At 63.4% G+C, this 20,165-nt stretch carries 24 protein-coding genes; 4 read left to right on the forward strand and 20 right to left on the reverse strand.

Annotated elements, in window-relative coordinates; genetic code table 11:
- Positions 1-66 precede the first annotated feature (66 nt).
- Positions 67-405: a DUF3135 domain-containing protein gene (locus ACT5M9_RS06960; RefSeq protein WP_457980775.1), complete on the reverse strand. Its 339-nt coding sequence runs from the start codon at positions 403-405 to the stop codon at positions 67-69.
- A gap of 401 nt (positions 406-806) precedes the next feature.
- Here ACT5M9_RS06960 and mog point away from each other — a divergent pair, with 401 nt between their 5' ends.
- On the forward strand, positions 807-1,337 hold the full coding sequence (gene mog / locus ACT5M9_RS06965) for a molybdopterin adenylyltransferase (protein WP_457980773.1): 531 nt from the start codon (positions 807-809) through the stop codon (positions 1,335-1,337).
- 81 nt (positions 1,338-1,418) lie between these two features.
- Here mog and ACT5M9_RS06970 read toward each other — a convergent pair whose 3' ends face one another.
- The 18 genes from ACT5M9_RS06970 to ACT5M9_RS07055 all read right to left on the reverse strand — a co-directional run bounded on the left by ACT5M9_RS06970 (position 1,419) and on the right by ACT5M9_RS07055 (position 17,285).
- Positions 1,419-1,832, reverse strand: a complete 414-nt coding sequence (locus ACT5M9_RS06970; protein WP_457980771.1) for a DUF2541 family protein — start codon at positions 1,830-1,832, stop codon at positions 1,419-1,421.
- 104 nt (positions 1,833-1,936) lie between these two features.
- The gene (locus tag ACT5M9_RS06975) at positions 1,937-3,163 is read right to left on the reverse strand and encodes a beta-ketoacyl-ACP synthase (protein WP_457980770.1); all 1,227 of its coding nucleotides are present in this window, start codon (positions 3,161-3,163) and stop codon (positions 1,937-1,939) included.
- Positions 3,164-3,215: 52 nt separating this feature from the next.
- On the reverse strand, positions 3,216-3,941 hold the full coding sequence (locus ACT5M9_RS06980) for a 3-ketoacyl-ACP reductase FabG2 (protein WP_457980768.1): 726 nt from the start codon (positions 3,939-3,941) through the stop codon (positions 3,216-3,218).
- A gap of 74 nt (positions 3,942-4,015) precedes the next feature.
- Complete coding sequence (locus ACT5M9_RS06985) at positions 4,016-4,462, reverse strand: hotdog family protein (RefSeq protein ID WP_457980766.1); 447 nt, start codon at positions 4,460-4,462, stop codon at positions 4,016-4,018.
- Positions 4,459-5,688, reverse strand: coding sequence for a beta-ketoacyl-[acyl-carrier-protein] synthase family protein (locus ACT5M9_RS06990; protein ID WP_457980765.1), 1,230 nt, complete (start codon positions 5,686-5,688; stop codon positions 4,459-4,461). The genes ACT5M9_RS06985 and ACT5M9_RS06990 overlap by 4 nt, the downstream gene beginning before the upstream one ends.
- Positions 5,685-6,254, reverse strand: a complete 570-nt coding sequence (gene apeN / locus ACT5M9_RS06995; RefSeq protein WP_457980763.1) for an ApeN family LolB-like membrane protein — start codon at positions 6,252-6,254, stop codon at positions 5,685-5,687. Before apeN ends, ACT5M9_RS06990 begins: the two co-directional genes overlap by 4 nt.
- 35 nt (positions 6,255-6,289) lie before the next feature.
- On the reverse strand, positions 6,290-8,641 hold the full coding sequence (apeM, locus tag ACT5M9_RS07000) for an ApeM family transporter (protein ID WP_457980762.1): 2,352 nt from the start codon (positions 8,639-8,641) through the stop codon (positions 6,290-6,292).
- The gene (gene apeL / locus ACT5M9_RS07005) at positions 8,631-9,254 is read right to left on the reverse strand and encodes an ApeL family LolA-like protein (protein WP_457981644.1); all 624 of its coding nucleotides are present in this window, start codon (positions 9,252-9,254) and stop codon (positions 8,631-8,633) included. The genes apeM and apeL overlap by 11 nt, the downstream gene beginning before the upstream one ends.
- 11 nt (positions 9,255-9,265) lie before the next feature.
- Entirely contained in the window at positions 9,266-9,691 is a 426-nt protein-coding gene (locus ACT5M9_RS07010) for an acyl-CoA thioesterase (RefSeq protein ID WP_457980760.1), read from the reverse strand.
- The gene (locus ACT5M9_RS07015; protein ID WP_457981642.1) at positions 9,681-11,252 is read right to left on the reverse strand and encodes an HAL/PAL/TAL family ammonia-lyase; all 1,572 of its coding nucleotides are present in this window, start codon (positions 11,250-11,252) and stop codon (positions 9,681-9,683) included. Before ACT5M9_RS07015 ends, ACT5M9_RS07010 begins: the two co-directional genes overlap by 11 nt.
- The gene (locus ACT5M9_RS07020) at positions 11,242-12,927 is read right to left on the reverse strand and encodes a glycosyltransferase family 2 protein (RefSeq protein ID WP_457981640.1); all 1,686 of its coding nucleotides are present in this window, start codon (positions 12,925-12,927) and stop codon (positions 11,242-11,244) included. The genes ACT5M9_RS07015 and ACT5M9_RS07020 overlap by 11 nt, the downstream gene beginning before the upstream one ends.
- The gene (locus ACT5M9_RS07025; RefSeq protein ID WP_457980758.1) at positions 12,924-13,274 is read right to left on the reverse strand and encodes a 3-hydroxyacyl-ACP dehydratase FabZ family protein; all 351 of its coding nucleotides are present in this window, start codon (positions 13,272-13,274) and stop codon (positions 12,924-12,926) included. The genes ACT5M9_RS07020 and ACT5M9_RS07025 overlap by 4 nt, the downstream gene beginning before the upstream one ends.
- Positions 13,265-14,698, reverse strand: coding sequence for an AMP-binding protein (locus tag ACT5M9_RS07030; RefSeq protein ID WP_457980756.1), 1,434 nt, complete (start codon positions 14,696-14,698; stop codon positions 13,265-13,267). Before ACT5M9_RS07030 ends, ACT5M9_RS07025 begins: the two co-directional genes overlap by 10 nt.
- Positions 14,695-15,261, reverse strand: a complete 567-nt coding sequence (locus ACT5M9_RS07035) for a COG4648 family protein (RefSeq protein ID WP_457980754.1) — start codon at positions 15,259-15,261, stop codon at positions 14,695-14,697. The genes ACT5M9_RS07030 and ACT5M9_RS07035 overlap by 4 nt, the downstream gene beginning before the upstream one ends.
- A 12-nt stretch (positions 15,262-15,273) precedes the next feature.
- Positions 15,274-15,522 (reverse strand): acyl carrier protein, encoded by a 249-nt coding sequence (locus tag ACT5M9_RS07040; protein WP_438551862.1) that lies wholly within the window; start codon positions 15,520-15,522, stop codon positions 15,274-15,276.
- A 25-nt stretch (positions 15,523-15,547) separates the two neighbouring features.
- Positions 15,548-15,802 carry an ApeE family acyl carrier protein gene (gene apeE / locus ACT5M9_RS07045; RefSeq protein ID WP_438551861.1) on the reverse strand — a complete coding sequence of 85 codons (255 nt, stop codon included), beginning with the start codon at positions 15,800-15,802 and terminating at the stop codon, positions 15,548-15,550.
- Positions 15,803-15,819: 17 nt separating this feature from the next.
- Positions 15,820-16,578, reverse strand: coding sequence for a lysophospholipid acyltransferase family protein (locus tag ACT5M9_RS07050; RefSeq protein WP_457980752.1), 759 nt, complete (start codon positions 16,576-16,578; stop codon positions 15,820-15,822).
- Positions 16,563-17,285 (reverse strand): beta-ketoacyl synthase chain length factor, encoded by a 723-nt coding sequence (locus tag ACT5M9_RS07055; protein ID WP_457980750.1) that lies wholly within the window; start codon positions 17,283-17,285, stop codon positions 16,563-16,565. The genes ACT5M9_RS07050 and ACT5M9_RS07055 overlap by 16 nt, the downstream gene beginning before the upstream one ends.
- 258 nt (positions 17,286-17,543) lie before the next feature.
- On the opposite strand from ACT5M9_RS07055, the gene apeA reads away from it, so the two are divergent.
- Genes apeA through ACT5M9_RS07070 form a run of 3 tightly spaced genes read left to right on the forward strand, consistent with a single transcriptional unit; the run spans position 17,544 to position 19,296 of the window.
- Positions 17,544-17,942 carry an ApeA family protein gene (gene apeA / locus ACT5M9_RS07060; protein ID WP_457980748.1) on the forward strand — a complete coding sequence of 133 codons (399 nt, stop codon included), beginning with the start codon at positions 17,544-17,546 and terminating at the stop codon, positions 17,940-17,942.
- 18 nt (positions 17,943-17,960) lie between these two features.
- A complete protein-coding gene (locus ACT5M9_RS07065; protein WP_457980746.1) occupies positions 17,961-19,043 on the forward strand; it encodes a methyltransferase in 1,083 nt (360 codons plus the stop codon).
- Positions 19,044-19,086: 43 nt separating this feature from the next.
- On the forward strand, positions 19,087-19,296 hold the full coding sequence (locus ACT5M9_RS07070; RefSeq protein ID WP_438551856.1) for a hypothetical protein: 210 nt from the start codon (positions 19,087-19,089) through the stop codon (positions 19,294-19,296).
- A gap of 50 nt (positions 19,297-19,346) precedes the next feature.
- Here the strand turns inward: ACT5M9_RS07070 and ACT5M9_RS07075 are convergent, their stop codons facing one another.
- Positions 19,347-20,096 carry a DNA/RNA non-specific endonuclease gene (locus ACT5M9_RS07075; RefSeq protein WP_438551855.1) on the reverse strand — a complete coding sequence of 250 codons (750 nt, stop codon included), beginning with the start codon at positions 20,094-20,096 and terminating at the stop codon, positions 19,347-19,349.
- Positions 20,097-20,165: the final 69 nt, after the last annotated feature.

Genomic DNA, 20,165 nt, shown 5'->3' on the forward strand with positions numbered 1-20,165 from the left:
TTTATTAACAAGATGGTGGCCTAGTTTATGAAAAAGATGAAAATATAAATAAAACGGCTAAATACTCTATTTATCCCGACGATGGTCCGCGAGCCGGATAACGTTATTTCCGGGTACCAAGCCGTCAGCCAGGGGGGAGGTTTCATCCTGTAGATGATTGATCTGGCTGCGCATGGCATAGAAGGATTCGTGCATCATATTGGCGATCCGGATGCAGCTGTCCAGATTGTTCTTGGCCAGCCTGCGCTGGCAGTCGATGCGAAATTGCAGGCCCCGCAGCCGTCGTTGCCGATCCGGCCCCACCTGCTCGATCAGGGTGTCTATCTGCTGGTGCAGCAGCGCATCGAGCCGTTCTGGCTCCACGAGGGCCCAATGTTTCAGGGTATCGAAATCTGGCAGCTCCATATGATCTCCTGGCCAGAGGCCTCATGTGTGACACATCCAAACTACGCTCAGCACACAAATTCACTGTCCGTAAGAAAGGTTATATAAGAGAGGAGCGATTCCGGTTCAGTTTGCACCGAGCCACAGGAGTCCGGTTGCGGATAAAGGGGCGGGAAAGCGGGCAAGGAAAAATATTTATTCTTTAAGATTCAGACAATTATCCATGCCTGCTTGAATGCGATTTTTTTAGAAATTTTGCACCTTTTTATATGCCTGCTTATTACTGAATGGTCGATAAGAGGAAAGTCGTTTTCATTCGAATCAGCCTCGTGCCGGCACTGGGAGAAGCCGGTGAGGATTTAACATATCTCACTGATTATGTTATTTTATTTTCCACTTTTACATACCACTGAGGGCAGAGCATGAGCAAGGCACGCATAGGCATAGTCACCGTCAGCGATCGCGCCAGCGCAGGCATCTATGAAGATCTCTCCGGCAAGGCCATCATGGAGACCCTGGGCGCCTACCTGACCTCGGAGTGGGAGCCTGTCTACCGTCTCATTCCGGACGAGCAGCCACAGATTGAAGCCACCCTGAGCCAGCTGGCCGACGAGGAGTTGTGCTGCCTCATCGTCACCACGGGGGGGACGGGCCCGGCCAAACGGGATGTGACCCCGGAGGCCACCGAGGCGGTGTGCGATCGCATGATGCCGGGTTTCGGCGAGCTGATGCGGGCAGAGTCCCTCAAGTTCGTCCCCACCGCCATTTTGTCGCGCCAGACTGCGGGCCTGCGTGGCAGCAGCCTCATCGTCAACCTGCCGGGCAAGCCCAAGTCCATTCGCGAGTGTCTGGACGCCGTCTTCCCCGCCATCCCCTACTGCATCGATCTGATGGACGGCCCCTATCTCGAATGCGACGAGAGTGTCATCAAGCCATTTCGCCCCAAGAAATAAGTCATCTTCTCTATTTGCATGTAAAAAAGTGGCCGGGTTTCCCCGGCCACTTTTTTATTGGCTGTACTCGTTTCCCGCCGGCTATTTCCTGCCGTAGACCTTGATGCCCGCCTTGCTGCCTTCCGAATTGCCGTAGACCTCTATTTTCTTGACGCAGAGCCTAGTCCCCAGGGATCGCCAGCCCGACTCCTGATCCCGTCCCAGCTCCCGGTTGAAAGAGAGGGTCTTGCTGCGGTCATTGCCGTAGATCACCTTGACCCTGTCCAGGGTCAGCTCCCTGCTCGCCTTCACCATGATGGACTTGACCGGTCGGCAGACGATCATGGGGATGATGGCCGGGCGATCACCGACCCCCAGCAAGAGGGTCTGGCCGAGCCGGAATTCATCGTCGGCCTGGGCCGGCGAGGCCTGAGCCCAGGCCAGGGTGGATAGCAAGAGTGCGGTCAGGCCGCGGCGCAACCGAGATGAGGTTGAAGAAGAGAATGAAACGGACATGATGCCTCCCTAAAAGTGGGAGACATCTTAATTAATCAAACCTAAACCCAGGCTGTACTGGAACTGAACTGGAGCTGCACCCGAGCTGAACGGGCGCCTCTCCGTCAGGCCCAGCGCTTGAAGATGAGGGAGGTATTGATGCCGCCAAAGGCGAAGTTGTTGGACATCAGATACTCCACATCCAGCACCCGGCCACCGCTGCGGATGTGATCCAGGGGGGCACAGGCGGGATCCGGCTCATTCAGATTGAGGGTCGGGGCAAACCAGCCCTCCGCCATCATCTCCAGGGAGAGCCAGGCCTCAATGGCGCCGCAGGCCCCCAGGGTATGGCCGAAGTAGCTCTTGAGGGAGGAAATGGGGGTCTGGTCACCGAACAGGGCCGCCGTGGCGTGGCTCTCGGCGATGTCACCGCGCTCGGTGGCGGTGCCATGGGCGCTGATGTAGCCGATATCCTTGGGCTCCAGGCCCGCATCCGCCAGTGCCAGCGCCATGCAGAGCTGCATCGTCTCCTGCTGGGGCTGGGTGACATGGGCCGCGTCGCAGTTGGTGGCAAAGCCCACCAGCTCGGCGAAGATGTGGGCCCCGCGCGCCCTGGCGTGCTCCAGCTCCTCCAGGATCAGGGTGCCCGCCCCTTCCCCGATCACCAGTCCGTCCCGATCCTTGTCGAAGGGCCTCGGGCTCAGCGCCGGGCTGTCGTTCATCAGGCTGGTGGCAAACAGGGTGTCGAATACCACGGCCTCGGAGGGACAGAGCTCCTCGGCACCGCCCGCCACCATCACGTCCTGGTAACCGTGCTTGATCGCCTCGAAGGCGTAGCCTATGCCCTGGCTGCCCGAGGTACAGGCGCTGGAGGTGGGGATGACCCGGCCACGCAGGCCGAAGAAGAGGCCGGTGTTCACGGCCGCCGTATGGGGCATCATCTGCACATAAGTAGTCGCCGTGATGCTGGCGGTGGTCTTGTCGTTGAGCATGGCGCCAAAGGCGCCGATGGGATCCGTGCTGCCGGTGGAGGAGCCATAGGCGATGCCGGTGCGCCCGCCGGTCAGCACCGGATGGTCGATGAGCCCGGCCTGGGTCAGGGCCAGTTCGGTCGCCACGGTGGAGAGCTGGGAGACCCGCCCCATGGCCCGGGTCTTCTTGCGCGGGTAATGGGCCGGCAGGGAGAAGTCCTGGATGGGGGCCGCCAACCGGGTATTGAGCCCCTCGTAGACGGCCCACTCGGGCATAGCGCAGACGGCATTGTGCTCGTCCTTGAGGCGAGGCCCTATGCTCTGCCAATCGTTGCCAAAGGCGGTCACGCCGGCCATGCCGGTGACGACGACACGCTTCATGCTGCTCTCCCTTCCTGCTGTTCCTGATGATTCACTGGTTTCATGGGTCCACTCATATCAAGCCACCGTTGATCGAAATGACCTGACGGGTCACATAGCCTGCGATGTCCGACATCAGGTAGGAGACGAGGCCCGCGACCTCGTCGGCTTGCCCCATGCGCTTGAGGGGGATCATCTTCAGCGCCTCGGCCTCAACCTCGGCATTGACCATGCCGGTATCGATGAGGCCGGGGGCCACGCAGTTCACCGTGATCTTGCGCTTGGCCAGCTCCAGCGCCAGGGCCTTGCTGGCTCCTATGATACCCGCCTTGGCGGCGCTGTAATTGACCTGGCCCCGGTTCCCCATGATGCCGGAGACCGACGACAGGGTGACGATGCGACCGCCCCGGCGCAGCCCTATCATGGGCATGATGCAGGGCTTGAGCAGGTTGTAGAAGCCGTCGAGGTTGGTGTGCAGCACCCCGTCCCAATCCTCGTCCGTCAGGGCCGGGAAGGCGCCATCCCGGATCACCCCGGCGTTGCAGACCACGCCGTAGTAGGCACCGTTGGCCTCGATATCGGACTCGAGGCGGCTGCGGCACTGCTCCCTGTCCGAAATATCGAACTGGATGAGGCGCCCCTGCCCCCCCGTGGCCTGGATGTCGCCTAGCGTCTGCTCGGCACCGTCGCGATCCCCGTGATAGTGCACCACGATGTGAAAGCCGTCGGCGGCCAGTTTCAGGGCGATGGCGCGACCTATGCCCTTGCTGGCACCTGTCACCAATACGGTGGAATTCATGTTCAATCCTTCTTCAAAAACAGATGATCCGACTGCCTTGAGCAATATCGCCAGGGTGAGAGATCGGATAAATATTAACCAAGCAGACCTTGCAGCTCTTCGTCACTCGGCAGATAGGTGCTGAGCCTGGCCTCGGCACAGCGCAGATCCCCGCACAGGATCCGGCACTCGAAGCTGGCCATACCGTTATCCTCCAGCAGGCACTCCGCCTCGATGACGAGCCGTTCTCCAGCCGCAAAACGCGCGACCTGGCTCTGGTACTGGCGGCTGCCGAGCAGCATGCCGATGCGTACCGGCTCCCCTCTCTCCCGTCCCCGCATCCCGGCCCAGGCGGCTATGGTCTGGGCCATCAGCTCAAGACCGACCCAGGCGGGCAGACAGCCCTGCTCGTCCAGCAACAGCCTGTGGCGCTCACCGACCCGGGTCTCGCAGCAGACCCGGTTGCCCTGATAATCGAGCAGCCGGTCCAGCAACAACATGGGCGCCTGATGGGGCAACAGTTCATCCAGGGTGATCGTCATGATTGGCTCCCTTCGTGATGGTCGAGTCGGCCCAACAGCAGGCTGACGTTATTGCCCCCGAAGGCAAAGGAGTTGGACAGCACCCGGGTGAGCGCCCTGGCGGGCTCTCCCTGTGCCAGCCTGATCGGCGTCAGCGCCGGATCCTGCGCCTCCCCTTGCCGGGGTGCTGGCAGGCCTAGCTCCATCAGCAGGCAGCAGAGCGCCGCCTCTATGGCCCCCGCCGCCCCCAGGGTATGGCCGGTCAACATCTTGGTGGAGCTGCAGGGCGCCGTGCTCTCTTCACCATAGAGGCGGGCCAGAGCCTTGCTCTCCATCTCGTCGTTGAGCCGGGTCGCGGTGCCGTGCAGGTTGATGTAATCCAGATCGGCGGCGCTCAGCCCGGTCTGCCCCAGCGCCATGCGCATGGCGGCCTCGGCCCCTATGCCTTCCGGATGGGGGGCCGAGATGTGCCAGGCATCGGAGGACTCACCGGCGCCGAGCAGGGCGAGGCTCGCGCACTCCCGGGTCAGCAGGAAGAGGGCCGCCCCCTCCCCGATGTTGATGCCGCGCCGCTCCGCGCCGAACGGGCGGCAGAGATCAGTGCTCAGGGACTCCAGACTGTCGAAGCCGTTGAGGGTCAGCCCGCACAGGCTGTCCACCCCGCCGACGATGACGGCGTCCGCGAGACCCGCCGCCAACAGGCGCTGGCCGCTGATAAAGGCGCGAGCGCTCGATGAGCAGGCGGTGGAGAGGGTGTAGGCGGGGCCGGTCAGGGCCAGATGGCGGGCCAGAAACTCGCTCGGCGAGCCCAGTTCCTGCTGGCGATAGTCAAACTCGGCTGGCAGCGGCTGACCGGCTTGCACCGCTGAGACCGCGACCTCGGCCTCGGCGATCCCCGAGGTGCTGGTGCCCAGCACTATGGCGATGCGATCCTGGCCTAACCGGGTCTTCAGCTCATCGAGAGTGGGCTGGATCTGGGTCAGCGCCGCCAGCAGCAGACGGTTGTTGCGCGACTCATAGGGGGCAAGGGCTGCCGGCATAGCGGGCAATGCTGCGCGCACTCGGCCGACCGGGGTCAGCCGGCCATCACTCAAGCTCTCCCGCTCGCCATCCAAGGGGGTTATGCCAGCCTGTTGCCAGGAAGCCAGCGCCGCAGAGACCTCGTCCTTCCCCTGTCCCAGGGCGCAGACAAGGCCATAGGCCTGGATATGGCAGGGGGGCAACTGCTGGGTTGCACTCGGATTCATGGTGCCAACTTCTCCATCTGCAACTGGTAATCGAAGGCGTGCTGGATGAGTTGCACCGGTTCACGCTCCCCGTCGACCTGGCGATAGTGGATCTCACTCACCAGCTTGCCATCGGGGTCGGTCAGGCGCCGCACCATGCCCTCATCCGCCAGATGCCATCCCTTGGGCAACCGGGGCTGCCAGGCGGCGATGGGCCAGTAGCTCATCATCACGTCGGCGAGCACCTGGGCCACCGGGGGGAGCGCTGCGCCGCCCAGCAGGTTGGAGAGCCGCTCGGTCTGGATGCCCTTGTCGTCATAGCTCACCCGAAACAGCCGGATCCCGCTCGGGGTCAGCCCCACCAGGGTAAGCTGGCGACCATCCGCCTCCAGCACGGTGAGCAACTGGTGTTCACCGCCCTTGCTATGGGCACTGAGCAACTGCTGACGGTAGAGGGGCTGCGCCCGCTCCGGGGGTGGCAGCAGCAAACTGGTGCCCGGGGTCAGGTAGGCGCGATTCTCGGGCGCAGGAGCACTCGCGCAGGCGCCGAGCAAGGCGGTGAGCAACAGGGTCAGAAACAGCTTCATCATGGCTCCAAGAGAGCTTGAGTGGATAAGGGTCGTCATCGTCTGTCCAGTACCAGGGGAGAGAGCAGGAATGCGATAAAGATGCCGCCGCTCAGCACCAGGCCGAAGCCCGCGATGGCAGAGGTGTGGCTCAGGGCCAGCAGACCGAATGAGAGCTGGGTGGTCAGGTTGGCCAGCAGGATGGCAAACATGGTCGAGCGTTGGCGCAGGGGATCCCCGCCGCTGTAGGCGAAGAAGAGGCTGTAGTCGATGCCGATGCCAAAGATGAGGCTCATGGCCAGCACCCCGAACAGGGTGAGCGGCTGGCCGCAGGCGGCGAGCAGGGCCAGCCCAGCGCCCAGAGAGAATCCGCTGATCATCAGGATACGCGCCCCCTTGCGCAAGCCGAAGCGAGCCCAGAGCAGCAGGCCCACCAGGGCGATCGTCACCAGCAACAGTTCCGTCAGCTTGACCCTGTAGTGGGCGAACAGCTCGCTCCACTGGTTGCGCGGATCCTGCCAGAAGACCCCCTCTTGCCCCTGCGCCAGGGCCGCCACGGCAACCACATCCGTCACGCCGTTGACCGGCAGCCAGAGCGCGACCCGGCCATCTGGCAAGCCATGCCAGAGCAGCCGGCTGCCCTCGCTGACCGGGCTCCCTAGCCAGTGCTCCGGGGTCAGGGGATGCCAGGGTCTGGGCTCCGCCTTGACCGGCACCCCGGCCTGGTTGAGCCGCGCCACCACCTCGGGCAACAGGTTTGTGAGGGCGGCATGATCCACCTTCTGCTGCGCCAGGGAGGGCAACCACTGGGCCAGCGAGACGAAGCCCGTCAGCTGACCCTGCACCTTGGCCTCGGCCAGCTTGTGGCTCATGGCCTCGAGGCGCTGCAGGGCCGTCTCCCCATCGGCCGCCGTCACCAAGAAGCCGGTCATGCCACCCTGCTGGCCGGTCAGGCGCTGGATCTGCCGCTCCTGTGCCTGCAGCTCGATGGGCAGCGGCTGCAACCGGGCTATGTCGTCATCGACTTCCAGTCGGCTCAATCCCGCCCCGATCAGGATCAGGCAGAGCAGGGGCACGCCCCAGCGCAAGGCCGGCCACTCGCGCCACCACTTGAGCCAGAGCGCCATCGGCACCAGCACGCGGGCCTCCCGCTGGGGCAAGTCACCGAGCCAGAGCGGGAACAGGCAGAGCACGGTAATGAACGAGGCCGTCAGCCCCACCAGGGCGCACAGGGCCATCTGCTGCAAGCCGGGGAAGGGAGCGAGCCAGAGCAGGCCATAACCGACCAGGGTGGCGAACAGCGCCATCGAGAGGCTGGGCAGCAGGCGGGCGCGGGTCTGGTGAGGGCTCTCCTGCAGGCCATGCAGACGCCGCTCGGTCAGGAAGTGGATGCCGTAATCTATGATGCCGACCAGGCTGGAGCTGATCACCAGGGTGAACATGTGCACCTCGCCAAACCAGAGCAGCACGGCCAGCACTCCCCAGGCGAGGCCGATGACGATGGGCAGCAGGGAGATCCAGAGCGCCCGATACGAGCGAAACGCCAGCCACATCAGCAGCAGGACCCCGACCGTGGAGCCGAGCCCTATGGTGGAGATGTCCTCCTGGGCCAGCTCGCTGGCATGCTGGCTGTAGAAGAGGGTGCCACGGCGCAGCAGCTCCACCCCCGGGTACTTGGCCTTGAGACTCTGCTCCGCCTCGTTGAGGCGACTCAGCAGCTCGGTGTTGCGCGCGAGATCGAAGGCCGACAGATCCAGCTCGGCTCGCAGCAGGAACCACTGCCGTCCCCCCTCGTCCCGGCTCATCAGCCAGCCATGGTCGAGACGCATTGTGCTGGCCATCTGACCCTGCACCCCGGCCCGGGTCAGCAGCAGGGGGTCGGATTGCCACTCGGCGCGGGAGACGCCGCCGAAGGGGCTGTAGATCTGGCCGAGCACCCACTGGCTCCAGGCCTCAGGGCCTGCAGCCAGACGGGCACGACTGCCCTCGTCGAGGCGCTGCCAGCCATAGTCATAGATGAAGCCTTGCCAGGCGGGAGCGAGCTGTGGTTGATCGGCGCGCACCGCGCTGAGCTCGGGCAAGGCGTTCAGGGTCTTGGCCCACGCCTGCGCCGCGGCCAGACCGTCCTGCCCCGCCGGCAGGCTCAGCATCCAGACCAGCTGCCTGTCTACCTGGCGCAGCAGGCCCTCACGCAGGGCAGGATCCAGAGTGGATCGCTCCTCGTGGGGAAGCAGGTCCATCAGGCTGGTGTTGATGCGGCTGTGGGACAGTTGCCAGCCGAGCAGCGCCAATGCCAGCGCGCTGAGCAGCAGCCAGAGCCAGGAGAGCCGACGCCAGGTCAGTTCGCTCCAGCCCCGGACAGAGGATGCGCGTTCGACAGCGGATGCGGCTGGGTGTTCAGGGAGCAAAGTGGGCCTGCTCCTCGGCAGCTAGGGGCAGGTTAACCCTCTGCCAGTCAGAGAAGTGGATGCGGGTCTCATCCCCTTGCCGATCGGCGATCACCAGCCGCTCCAGCTGCTGGCCGCCGCTCAGGGTGAGGCTCGCGAACACCTTGTTCAGGGGGGCTGCCCGGGGGGTCAGCACCAGGGTCCAGCCCTGCTTGGTGGAGTGAAAATCGAGGGCAAAGTAGCGGGCCAGCGCCTGCTCGTCCGAGCCGAACAGGGCCAGCATCATGCCGCTGAATTCCAGCAGCTGGGGATTGTCGATCACCTGCACAGGCCCCTGCCCCACCTGCTGACTCATGCGTTGGGCGGTCAGGCTCAGGGCCAGCTCGAAGGGCTGTTGCTGATGCCACCAGAGCCCCTGACCCCGTACCAGCAGCACCTCGCCGCCGGATTTCAGGGGCTGGGCCAGGCCTTCCACCTGCTTCTCCTGCTCGAAGCGGGCGCGCTGGGCCGGCTCGGCGCTCAGCAGCTCGCGCACCTCTGCCTGGGTCATCGCAGAGGCCTGGGGGGTGGCCAGGGCCATCCCAGGCAACAGCAGCAACAAGCAGGCACAGAGCCAGCCTCCCATGCCCTTCATCAAGACTCGTCTCATTCATCGACTCCCAGCTTGTCGAGCAAGACCCTGGGCGAGGCGAGGCACATCTCACCGCTATCCTTGTTCACCGCCACCTGGATGCTGTAACCCTTGCTGGTGCGCACGCCACTCTTCGCATCGAACAGCTGATACTCGATCTTGAGACGGTTCTGGTATTCGCACAGCCGCGCCTCGACTCGCACCTTCTGGCCAAAACGCAGAGGCGCCATGTACTTGAGGCGCAGATCTATGATGGGCCAGTGATAGCCGGAGGCTTCCATCTGGGGGTAGTTGTAATCGATAGTCTCGAGCAGGGCGCAGCGGGCCAGCTCTATGTAGCGCACATAGTGCCCATGCCAAGCCACCGCCATCATGTCCACGTCGTGGAACGGGATCTCCACTTCGATGCTGTGGCTGATCATCCAGGGTTCAGTTGGCATGTTTCGACTCTCCATAGAGCGGATAGTGACGATCCTGCAGGCGTACTATCAGGGCCCTGAGCTCCTGCTCGAGGGGTCTGTCTTCCACCAGGGCCGGGTGACCGGCTCTCACCGCCAGCACCATGTCGCGCAAGGGTTGGCTCAGTTCATCCAGGAAACACTGCTGCAGGCCGAGGCGCAGCTCGACCCCCTGCACCGCCGCCAGCAGGCAGGCGGCCCCCACCTGCTCGGTCAGGGTCAGCACCCGCAGCGCATCCCGCGCCGCTATGGTACCCATGCTCACCTTGTCCTGATTGTGGCACTCGGTGGAACGGGAGAAGACGCTGGCGGGCATGGTCAGCTTGAGGGCCTCTGCGGTCCAGGCGGAGACGCCGATCTGCACCGCCTTGAAGCCGTGGTTGATCATGCGACGCTCGCCGCTGGCGCCGGACAGGTTGCTCGGCAGGCCGCCGTTGAACTTGCCGTCCACCAGCTGGGCCAGCTGGCGGTCGAGCAGGTCGGCGAGGTTTGCCACCGCCGTCTTCATGCTGTCCATGGCCATGGCGATATGGCCGCCGTAGAAGTGGCCGCCGTGCATCACGTGCTCGAAGTCGCCGTCGATCAGCGGGTTGTCATTGGCACTGTTGAGTTCGTTTTCGATGAGCTGGCGCCACCAGGGCAGGCTGTCGGCCACCACACCGATGACGTGAGGAGCGCAGCGCAAGGAATATCTGTCCTGCAAGCGATCGCTGTGACGCGGCAGCTCGCCGCTTTGCAGATCCGAGCGTAACCAGGCGGCGATGTTCTGCATGCCGGGGTGCGGCTTGGCCGCGAACAGCCGCTCATCGAAGTGGAAGGCGTTGCCCTCCATGGCGACGCTGACCAGGGCGGTGATCCGGGTTGCCAACTGCATCAGGTATTCGGTACGGGCATAGGCGAGACAGGCGAGTGCCGTCATCACAGAGGTGCCGTTCATCAGCGCCAGCCCCTCTTTCGGGCGCAACCGCAGGGGCGCCACTCCCAATTCGGCATAGACATCCGCAGTACTGGCGAGCTGGCCGTCCCGATAGAGCTCACGCTCCCCCACCAGCACGGCGGCCACGTAGGAGAGCGGGGTGAGATCGCCGCTGGCCCCGACCGATCCTTCCTCCGGAATGCGCGGGATAAGATCCTGCTCCAGCAGCCAGCAGAGTCGCTCCAAGAGTGCCGGACTGACCCCGGAGACGCCCTGGGCCAGGGAGCAGAGCCGGGTCGCCAGCACGGCGCGTCCGGCCGTTACATCCAGGTTCTCTCCCAGGCCACAGCCGTGGAAGCGAGTCAGGTGCAAAGGCAGCTCGGCCACCAGGGCGGGGGGCACGGCCCGGGTCACGGAATCCCCGTAACCCGTGGTCACCCCGTAGATGACCCCTTCTTCCGCCAGCAGGCGATCGAGGAAGTCGGCGCCGCGCTGGATGCGGGCCATAAAGGCGGGATCCGGGTTGAGCACGGGTCTGGCGCGCCCCTCGGCCAGGGCCACTACCTGTTCTATGGTGAGCCGGTCTGCGCCGAAGGTGACCTGGGGAGAAGGAGTATCACTGTTCATCATGAGTTAGCTGCCAAAAATCGAAAAAATTGAACCAGTCCAGCGGCGCGCGCAGGCAGTGGTGCTGCAAACGGTCGGCATAGGCCTGCACCCAGTGGTGCAGGGCTGCTTCCCGCTCGGCGCGGGGCAGTGTCAGTCGTTCGGCGAAGGGCTCGAAATGGACCCGAAAACGCCCCTGCTCCTTGAGGCCGAACATCAGATAGACGGGGCAGGCCAAGACACTCGCCAGGGCGAAGGGCCCCAATGGGAAGGGCGCTGGCGCGCCGAGAAAATCGGCCCAGACCACCCGTTTCTCCCGGGTCACCGAGGTGCGATCTCCGACGATCACCACCCACTCCCCCGCGTCTATCTTCTCTTTGAGCAGGATGGCGGTGTCCGCCCCCATCTCCTGCACCTGGATGAGATTGATGTTGGAATTTGGATTGACCTGCTTGAGCAGGGCGTTGAAGCGGGCCGCATGGCGGGTGAACACCAGGGCATTGATGGGCACCTGACCGCCCCGGGTGCCGAGCGCCCGGCAGAGCTCCAGATCCCCGAGGTGGGAGCCGAGCAGCAGCAGGCCACGGCCGCTGGCCAGGGCCGCCTCGTGGTGCTCGCGCCCCACCAGCTCTATGTCGGAGAGTGGTATGTCGCCGCGCCAGCCCGCCAGCTTGTCCAGCGCCGCCTCCCCGAAGCGCAGGAAATGGCGGAAGCTGGATCTCGGCTCGGGAGGCAAGCTCACCCCCTGCGCGGTGGCGAAGGCGCCTAGCCGCGCCAGGTACTGCTCGGAGGCCGCCCGCTGGCGGCGCCCTGTCAGCCAGAAGTAGCCGATGACGGGGTAGAGCAACGCCTTGAAGCCCCGGCGCCCCAGCAGTCGATAGCTGGCCAGCATGATCTGCAGGCCGAGCAAGGATCCTCGCTCAGGGGTGCGCGACCAGTGCTGTTTGCCCTGCTGCCAGAGCCGGGCCGGCAAGCCCATCAGCTTGTGGCCAAGATCCCACAGCAATCGGCACACCAGCCGGGTGTGCATCCAGGAGATGTCCAGATTGTCTCGCCATAGGCGAAAATGGGAGCTGCCGTCCTCGGGGTAGATGACCCTAGTCTGCACGAACGCCATGGGCACCCCGCGCCAGTGCAGCCGCACCATCACCTCGGTATCGAAATCCATGCGCCGGCCGAGGCGCACCTCCTCCAGCAGAGCGCAGCTCGCCGCCAGGGGATAGACCCGAAAGCCGCACATGCTGTCCTCGATGGCGAAGGAGAGCGTCTCTATCCAGACCCAGACATGGGTGATGTAACGGCCATAGAGGCGCCCCTTGGGGACGGAATCATCGTAGAGGGGTCGCCCCGAGACGAGGGCATCTGGCTGGCGCTCGGCCTCGGCCAGCAGGCGCGGTACGTCAGACAAGTCGTGCTGGCCATCCGCGTCTATCTGTACCCCGTGGCTGAACCCCCGAGCCCGTGCGGCCATGAGCCCTGTCGTCACGGCGGCCCCTTTGCCTTGGTTCTGGGGGTGACGCAGCAGGCTCACCCACTCACTGTGGGTGGCCGCTAGGGTATCCAGCGCGGCGGCGGCACCGGGCTCGCTGCCATCGTCCACCAGCAGGCAGGGCAGTCCCAGCGCTTTCAGCTCGCTCAGCACTCCGGCCAGGGGCGCCGAGTGGTTGTAGCAGGGGATGATGAGACAGGGATTCAGGGACATAGCCTCACCCGACCGCTGCTGGCGGTCTCGTCTCCGAGCCGATAGCTGAACAGCAGCTGCCCCTTGTCCGCCAGCCAGTTCAGATGAAGCTCGCATTCCTGATCGGGGCGCAACGGGCGCTGGAATTTCAGCTGGCTCATGCCACCGAACTCGCCGACGAGGCCGGGCAGTTGGCGGCCATAGTGCATGGCCCAGTGCACCTGCACCACGCCGGGCAGCAGGGGCGCGCCGGGGAAGTGGCCGCTGAACCAGGGCAAGTCGGGGTCGAGGCGCAGGCGCAGCACCAGGACATCTTCCTGCCACCGCTGCTCGATGAGGCTTGGCAACCCATTTATTGGCATGGATCGGATCCCCTGAGTGAGTGTTTCATCTGCGCTGGCACAGATTGCTCGGCATCAATATCAACAAAATCTTCATCAAACAGTGCCTTCAACTGCCCCCAGGGACGCTTCCCCTGGCTGTTGAGGGGCAGTTCCACCTGCAGGCGCAACCGGCGCGGCAGGGCCACCGGTTCGATCCAGGGTCTCAGCTGCTCCCGCAGCGCTATGAGGAAACGGCCCGGCCCAAGCGCCTTCCACTGGGCATGGCCGACGTCGGTCAACACCAGCACGGCGCCAAGCTGTTGCCGGGCCCCCACCGTCAGGGGCAACACGGCCGCAGCAGCCACCCAGGGCAAGCTCTGGAGCCGCGCCTCCACCTCGTCGAGGGAGACACGTTTCTCTTCGATCTTGACCACCCTGTCCCCGCGCCCCAGCAGGTGGAAGCCGGACTCGCACAGACGGATGCGATCGGCGCAGAGCAGCGGCTTGTCATCGGGCAGGTAGGGGGAGCTCAGCAGCAGTTGGTCATCCTCCCCCAGCGCTATCCCTATGCCCGGCATGGGCCGCCAGGGGATATCTGGCTCAGTACTCTGACGCCAGGCGATGCCGCCGGTCTCGCTGCTGCCAAACACCTCCACCGGCAACTGGCCGAACAGCTGCTCGCTCTGGTGCGCATCCGCCAGGGCAAGGGGGCCGCCGGAGGAGACCACCAGAGAACAGCCAGCGGCCGCGAGGGCGGGATCGAGGCGGCTCAGGAAGGCCGGGGAGGCGATCAGCACCCAGCGACCGGACTGGGCGCTCAGCTGCTCCGGATAGAGGGTCAGAGTGCGGGCGAAGGGCACTCGCAACACCAGAGGCAACAGGATGCGAAACAGCAGACCATAGATGTGCTGATGGCTGACGCTCGCCAGCAGGCGTGCCCCATCGAGCCGTTCACCCCAGAGTGCGATCAACACCCGCAGCTCGGCGTCCAGCTGGTGCCAGGCCTTGGGGATCGCCTTGGGCTCTCCGGTGGAGCCCGAGGTGAACAGGGTCAGCGGCAGGGCAAGGGGGGCTGGCCAGCGGCCAGCGGGCTGCGCCTCGTCCACGCTGGAGAGGGGTAGTTGCAGCCAGGGGATGGCGCCCCCCTCCCCCAGGGTCTGGCTATCGGTCAGCACCCCATCGAAACCGGCGCCGAGTTCCGCCAGGGCGGCGGGCCTCTGGTGGCCGGGCAGGATAGCCTCCCGCCCCGTCAGGGCGCAGGCGAGCAGGGCCTGTGCAAACAGCAGGCTGTCTTCGAAGCAGAGCGCCCAGCGCCGGGCCGGCAGCTGCATCAATCGGTCGGCCAGCGTCTCGGCCCCCTGGCGCAAGGTGCCAAAGCGCACCTCTCCGTTCGGTCCGAACGCCACCAGATCGTCATCCTCTCGTCCCCAGATAGCGGCGAGCAGATCACCGGGCATTCTCATGATGCAAAGCTCCGCTTGACCCTGAGGCGTACCAGATACTCTCCCCCCATCAGCAGCCCCATCAGCAGATAGCTGACGAGACCGTTATAGAGGCTCCACAGAGCGAGATCCCCGTACCAGACGGTGGCAACGGCCAGGCCGCCATTGAGCACGAAAAAGCCGCACCAGACCTTGGTCACGGTACGGGTGTAGCGCACCCCGGCGGGGGGCAACTCGGGATCCTGCAGCCGGGCGAGGCGCTCCACCAGGCTCATGGGCTGGGTCAGGCTCCAGCCAAACAGGCAGAGCAGCGCCATCGACACCGCTACGGGGTAATAGAGCAGCCAGTGCTGAGCCGAGAAGATGGCACTGAGGGCCGTCAACATCAGGCCGACACAGGCCAGCAGGCGGCCAAGCAACAGCCATTCCCGCACCGGGGAGAGCCCGGGCAGTAGGCGCAGGGCGAAGGTGACCAGCAGGATGCCGAGCAGGGCTGAGCTGCCCCAATGGGTCAGCCCCAGATAGACGGCAAGGGGATAAGCCAGCAGCAAGATCCCTGCCAACAAGGAGAGCAGACGCATCATGGAGCCGGGCTATCAGGCGGGATTCATCAGGCGATCGACCGCCTCGACCACATCGGCGACGCTGCGCACCGACTTGAACTCCTCGGGCTTGATCTTCTTGCCGGTGAGTTTTTGCAGGTGCACCACCAGATCGATGGCGTCTATGCTGTCGAGCTCCAGATCCTGATAGAGCTGGGCCTCCAGGGTGACGGCGTCTTCATCCACTTCAAACAACTCCACCAGGGTTGCCTTCACCTTGGCAAAAATCTCGTCTCTGTTCATCACGATATCTCCAAAGAGGATGGACTCAAGCCTGGGACTGGATCAGGGCCACCAGGGCCTCGACACTGGCGAAGTGACGACGGGTATTCTCGTCATCGGCGGAGAGGACTATGCCGTAGCGGCCCTTGATGGCCAGCCCCAGCTCCAGCGCATCGATGGAGTCCAGACCCAGGCCGTCGCCGAACAGGGGCGCCTTGGCGTCGATATCATCCGGGGTCAGCCCCTCCAGGTTGAGGCTGTCGATGATGAGTTGTTTTATCTCTTGTTGCAGATCTTGCATTGCTCTTCCATAGGCTGTCATGGGGTCCCGGGTTGCAGGACCCGGGTAAGTAACCGGGTTAACTGGCGTGCGGCCAGGCCGCTGTGCTGCTCCTCATCGACCCCTTCGGTGGTCGCGATCTGCGGCAAAAACTCCAGCGTGAAAACGGGCTTGTTCTTCGGGGTCTGGAACCATTTGTCCTGCTTGGTGAGAAAGCGCTCGCTGCAATGGATGCGCACGGGCTGCAGTGTCACCCGACCACGCAAGGCCAGCTGGGCGGCTCCTCGCTGCAGGCGGACAGGCTCACCCGGCGTGGTACGGGTGCCTTCCGGAAAGATCAGCAACAGGCCACCCCGGCGCACCCGCTCGATGCAGCGCGGCAGCAGTTGCTCCGCCTCCCCGTTGGGAATGTAGTCGGCGGCACGCACCACGCCACCGAGGAAAATATTATGCCATAAAGCCCGCTTGACGATGCAGTCGCACACCGGCAGCTCGGCGGCCAGGATCACATAGTCGAGCAGGCTGGGATGGTTCGCGACGATGAGGGCACTGTGCAGATCCCTCGGCATGCCGATGACGCGATAATCGAGCACCCCCAGCCCCTTGAGCAGGGCCATGAACAGCCGAAAGCTTTGCTTGATGCTGGCCTGTGCCAGGATCCGACGTCGCTCACCCCGCAGGCAGAGCGCCAGCAGCGGAAACCAGCAGAGGCTGAGCAGCAAGCCCCCCAGCCCAAACAGGGTAAAGCCGAGGGCAGTACCCAGCAGACGCCAGAACCGGTTCAGTCTCTCCGCCATGACCACTCCTGACGCCCATCCCCCAGCAGGCAGCTGGCTTGCTGCAACAGATGTGCGCGCCAGAATGCCAGGGGCTGAGCCAGCTCGGGGGAGTGGGTGGCAACCCCTTGCCCCTCACAGCGCCAGCGCTCACTCTCCGCCTCCTGCTCATTGCCCAGCACCAGCGCGAGCGCATACGGCGGCGTGGCAGGGAGCCAGGGATGATGGAAGGCCGGGATCTCCCCTTCGAACGCCACCAGCAGCACCCGCCAATAGCCGGCGTGGAGGTTGGCGACGGCCTCGGTCAGTCCCGCCATCAGGCTCCCCTCCCCTGCGGCGAGGGAACTTATGGGCAGCGCCGCCTTGCCCTGGATGGAGCAGAGCCCGGCCGCCGTGTTGTGCACCGACATGGAGAAATCCGTCGGGGAGAGGGGTTTGCCCGCCGCCAGCCCCTGCAGCAGCGTCATGGAGCGCGCCAGCTCGCCGTGGCGACTGACGAAGATGGCGTTGTCGATGGGATGACGGGCCAGCATATCCAGGCCGAGCTGCACAGCTAGGCGGGCGCCGGCACTGAGGCGACGGGCCATCATCATGGGGATCAAGGGGGTGGCGGGCAAGGGTTGAGGCGCTTCGGGCCACTGCATTTGCGTGGCCCATTGCCGCCATTGAGCGGCTTGCTCCAATCCAGGGGAGAGCGCCTGCGCATCAAGGAGTGAGAATGAGAGCATGATGGCGGCGTTCAATCCTATGCGATACGAGGGTGATACAAATAATAAATGTTTTTCTCAATACGGGGATGAGAAAAATGCGCCCAAATAACAACCAGCTTAGCTGGACTTATTATTATCGAGACATCATATCATTATTTAACAGAAAATATAGCCAGCCAAGTATCTCTCTCATGATGACAAATCAGATTCTATTGAAAATGGCCAAATAATGGTGTCTCATTGCCCTATTTCATAAAACGTATATTGGGGTAAATAATGAATTGGATCACAAAATCGGGTTTGGTACTCGGTGCACTCCTGCTCGCCGCCTGCTCAACCAGCAAACCGATACAAAATCTGCCAGCCAACCAGGTGAATTTCAACTTGACCGAAGAGCAGGTGGGTAACGCCATCATCAACGGCGGGATCAGCAAGGGCTGGGTGATGAAAAAAGATCAACCCGGCGTTATTCGCGGCCAGTTGAACGTACGCCAGCATCAGGCCGTGATCAATATTCCATATACTGCTCATGATTATTCCATCAATTATGTCAGCAGCATCAATCTGGATGATAATGGCAAAGGCGCCATCCACCGTAGTTATAATCGCTGGATCCTCGGCTTGAATCAGGCCATTCAGATCGAGTTGGCACGCACCAACACCAGCGCCAAATAACCAGAGACGGGATCCCCATTGAAACACTATCAGTGTGAGCAATATAACGCCCTCGATGCCATCAGCCAGGCCCAGCGTATCGCCTTCGCCCCCATGCTGTTTCAGGCGAGCTGGTGCCTGCGCGAAACCGGCGTGCTCGCCTATCTGGAGAGCCGCGGCAAGAGCGGCGCCACCACGGCCGAGATAGCCGGCCATTGCGAGCTCAGCGAATACGCGGTGTCTGTGCTGCTGGACATGGGCCTCGGCGGCGGTGTCTGTCATCTGGCCGGGGAGCGCTATGTGCTCGGCAAGGTGGGCGCCTACCTGCAAAACGATCCCATGACCCGGGTCAACATGGATTTTACCCAGCACGTCTGCTACCAGCCCCTGGCTCACCTGCTCGACGCCATTCGCGAGGGCAAACCGGAGGGGCTCAAGGTATTCAACCCGGACTGGGAAACCATCTACCCCCATCTGGACGAATTGCCCGAGCCCGCCCGCGCCATCTGGTTCTCATTCGATCATTTCTACTCCGACTGGGCCTTCCAGCAGGCGCAGGATCATGTGCTGAGCTATGAACCTCGCAGCCTCTATGACGTGGGGGGCAACACCGGCAAGTGGGCCATCTCCTGTGCGACCCGGGACCCCGCACTCCAGGTCACCATTTTGGATCTGCCCGAGCAGATCGCACTGGCGCAACCCAGAATTGACGCAGCCGGACTGACGGCGCGCGTCCAGGGTCACGGGGTCAACATGCTGGAGGCTGAAGGCTATCTGCCGGGAGAGGCGGATATCTGGTGGATGAGCCAGTTCCTCGACTGTTTCAGTCACGAGCAGATAGTGGCCATCCTCAAACGCATTCGCCGGCACATGAAACCGGGGGCCAGGGTCTGCATCCTGGAGCTGTTCTGGGACAGGCAGAGCTTCGAGGCCGCCAGTTTCAGTCTCAACGCCACCTCCCTCTATTTCACCGCCATCGCCAATGGCAACAGCCGCTTCTATCACTCCAAACAGATGTACCAGTGCCTGCGTGAAGCAGGTTTCCACGTGGAGGCCGAACACGAGATCCCGGGCCCCGGCCATACCCTGTTGGTTGCCCAACCCTTGCCTGCACAGCCATAATGGCCCATCGGAATGGATGAGACCACAGGATAAGGAGCACCTCATGATGCGCAATGGCAAGGTTCTGCTGACACTGGCCCTGGTGCTGGGTAGCTCGGCTTGTACTCATATCAAGGAGGCGGGCCGCACCGTGGGGCACACCACCCGAGACGTGACCCGGGAGATTGGCCACACCACCCGGGACGTGACCCGGGAAATCGGCCACGGCACCCGGGATACGGTCAAGAAGGTCGGGGATGAGATAAGCAAATGACAACAGGGGCCCAGGCCCCTGTTGTGTTATCTGCGGTTTCCTTTTTCCTCTCACCACATCGCCATCAGCTGGGACTCCATGGCCTCTTCCTGCTCGTCCGGCAAACTGGTGAAGAAGTCGAGCCCGGTCTGCTCTTCCACCGCATCCACCGTCACTATGTAATCCGCCAGCTTACTGGCCGAGACGTTTTCCTGGGGGAGTATGAAGGCGATCGCCTCCTGATTGGCCACGTCCATTACCACCCTGTAATAGGCATGGGGCACGGTCACACCGTTACCGATGGAGGCGTCCGAGTTGGTGAAGATGGGGCCCGTGATCACTTGAACGTTCTGGTAAGCGATGGCCCACTGGCGGGTCTTCTCCTCCAGGATGCGCCAGGCCCCCTGATTGAGCGCCGGCAGCTGGGGGGTCATGTTGGTCAGCAGGAAGCTCTGCTTCATGGTGGTGGCGCTGGTGCGCATGTCTGCCGCCGGGGCCTGATGGCCCCTGTCATAACCGGATCCCTTGTAGTCCGCCAAAGTGGCGCGGAACTGCACCGGCACCTCCTTGTCCTCCGCGAAGGCATCCTTGCGCGGTACCTGCCCCTGGGCGCTGGCCGCCGTCATCCGATAGGAGACCCAGTCAGAGACCTTGGTGTCGTAGTTGTAGCCGGCAGCGTAGCCTTCCCGGCACAACAGTTGACTGGATTGGCTGGGTACCCCCAGGGTGACGTGATCCTTGCACTGGAATCCCGCCGCCAGGGTCGGGAAAGCGCCGAGAGTCAATCCGATAGCCAGAACTAACTTATTAATATTATTCATTATTATGCCACTCCTTGTGTTAGGCGGAGTGATTTGACACCAGGTCTGATGAGTCAGGCAATCGGCTAT

This window comes from Aeromonas sp. AE23HZ002T15, assembly GCF_054165525.2.

Bases quoted from the DNA above. Each gene is read 5' to 3' on its own strand.
- ACT5M9_RS06960 (WP_457980775.1), bottom strand. From the start codon at position 405: ATGGAGCTGCCAGATTTCGATACCCTGAAACATTGGGCCCTCGTGGAG.
- mog (WP_457980773.1), top strand. From the start codon at position 807: ATGAGCAAGGCACGCATAGGCATAGTCACCGTCAGCGATCGCGCCAGC.
- ACT5M9_RS06970 (WP_457980771.1), bottom strand. From the start codon at position 1,832: ATGTCCGTTTCATTCTCTTCTTCAACCTCATCTCGGTTGCGCCGCGGC.
- ACT5M9_RS06975 (WP_457980770.1), bottom strand. From the start codon at position 3,163: ATGAAGCGTGTCGTCGTCACCGGCATGGCCGGCGTGACCGCCTTTGGC.
- ACT5M9_RS06980 (WP_457980768.1), bottom strand. From the start codon at position 3,941: ATGAATTCCACCGTATTGGTGACAGGTGCCAGCAAGGGCATAGGTCGC.
- ACT5M9_RS06985 (WP_457980766.1), bottom strand. From the start codon at position 4,462: ATGACGATCACCCTGGATGAACTGTTGCCCCATCAGGCGCCCATGTTG.
- ACT5M9_RS06990 (WP_457980765.1), bottom strand. From the start codon at position 5,688: ATGAATCCGAGTGCAACCCAGCAGTTGCCCCCCTGCCATATCCAGGCC.
- apeN (WP_457980763.1), bottom strand. From the start codon at position 6,254: ATGAAGCTGTTTCTGACCCTGTTGCTCACCGCCTTGCTCGGCGCCTGC.
- apeL (WP_457981644.1), bottom strand. From the start codon at position 9,254: ATGAAGGGCATGGGAGGCTGGCTCTGTGCCTGCTTGTTGCTGCTGTTG.
- ACT5M9_RS07010 (WP_457980760.1), bottom strand. From the start codon at position 9,691: ATGCCAACTGAACCCTGGATGATCAGCCACAGCATCGAAGTGGAGATC.
- ACT5M9_RS07015 (WP_457981642.1), bottom strand. From the start codon at position 11,252: ATGAACAGTGATACTCCTTCTCCCCAGGTCACCTTCGGCGCAGACCGG.
- ACT5M9_RS07025 (WP_457980758.1), bottom strand. From the start codon at position 13,274: ATGCCAATAAATGGGTTGCCAAGCCTCATCGAGCAGCGGTGGCAGGAA.
- ACT5M9_RS07030 (WP_457980756.1), bottom strand. From the start codon at position 14,698: ATGAGAATGCCCGGTGATCTGCTCGCCGCTATCTGGGGACGAGAGGAT.
- ACT5M9_RS07035 (WP_457980754.1), bottom strand. From the start codon at position 15,261: ATGATGCGTCTGCTCTCCTTGTTGGCAGGGATCTTGCTGCTGGCTTAT.
- ACT5M9_RS07040 (WP_438551862.1), bottom strand. From the start codon at position 15,522: ATGAACAGAGACGAGATTTTTGCCAAGGTGAAGGCAACCCTGGTGGAG.
- apeE (WP_438551861.1), bottom strand. From the start codon at position 15,802: ATGCAAGATCTGCAACAAGAGATAAAACAACTCATCATCGACAGCCTC.
- ACT5M9_RS07050 (WP_457980752.1), bottom strand. From the start codon at position 16,578: ATGGCGGAGAGACTGAACCGGTTCTGGCGTCTGCTGGGTACTGCCCTC.
- ACT5M9_RS07055 (WP_457980750.1), bottom strand. From the start codon at position 17,285: ATGCTCTCATTCTCACTCCTTGATGCGCAGGCGCTCTCCCCTGGATTG.
- apeA (WP_457980748.1), top strand. From the start codon at position 17,544: ATGAATTGGATCACAAAATCGGGTTTGGTACTCGGTGCACTCCTGCTC.
- ACT5M9_RS07070 (WP_438551856.1), top strand. From the start codon at position 19,087: ATGATGCGCAATGGCAAGGTTCTGCTGACACTGGCCCTGGTGCTGGGT.
- ACT5M9_RS07075 (WP_438551855.1), bottom strand. From the start codon at position 20,096: ATGAATAATATTAATAAGTTAGTTCTGGCTATCGGATTGACTCTCGGC.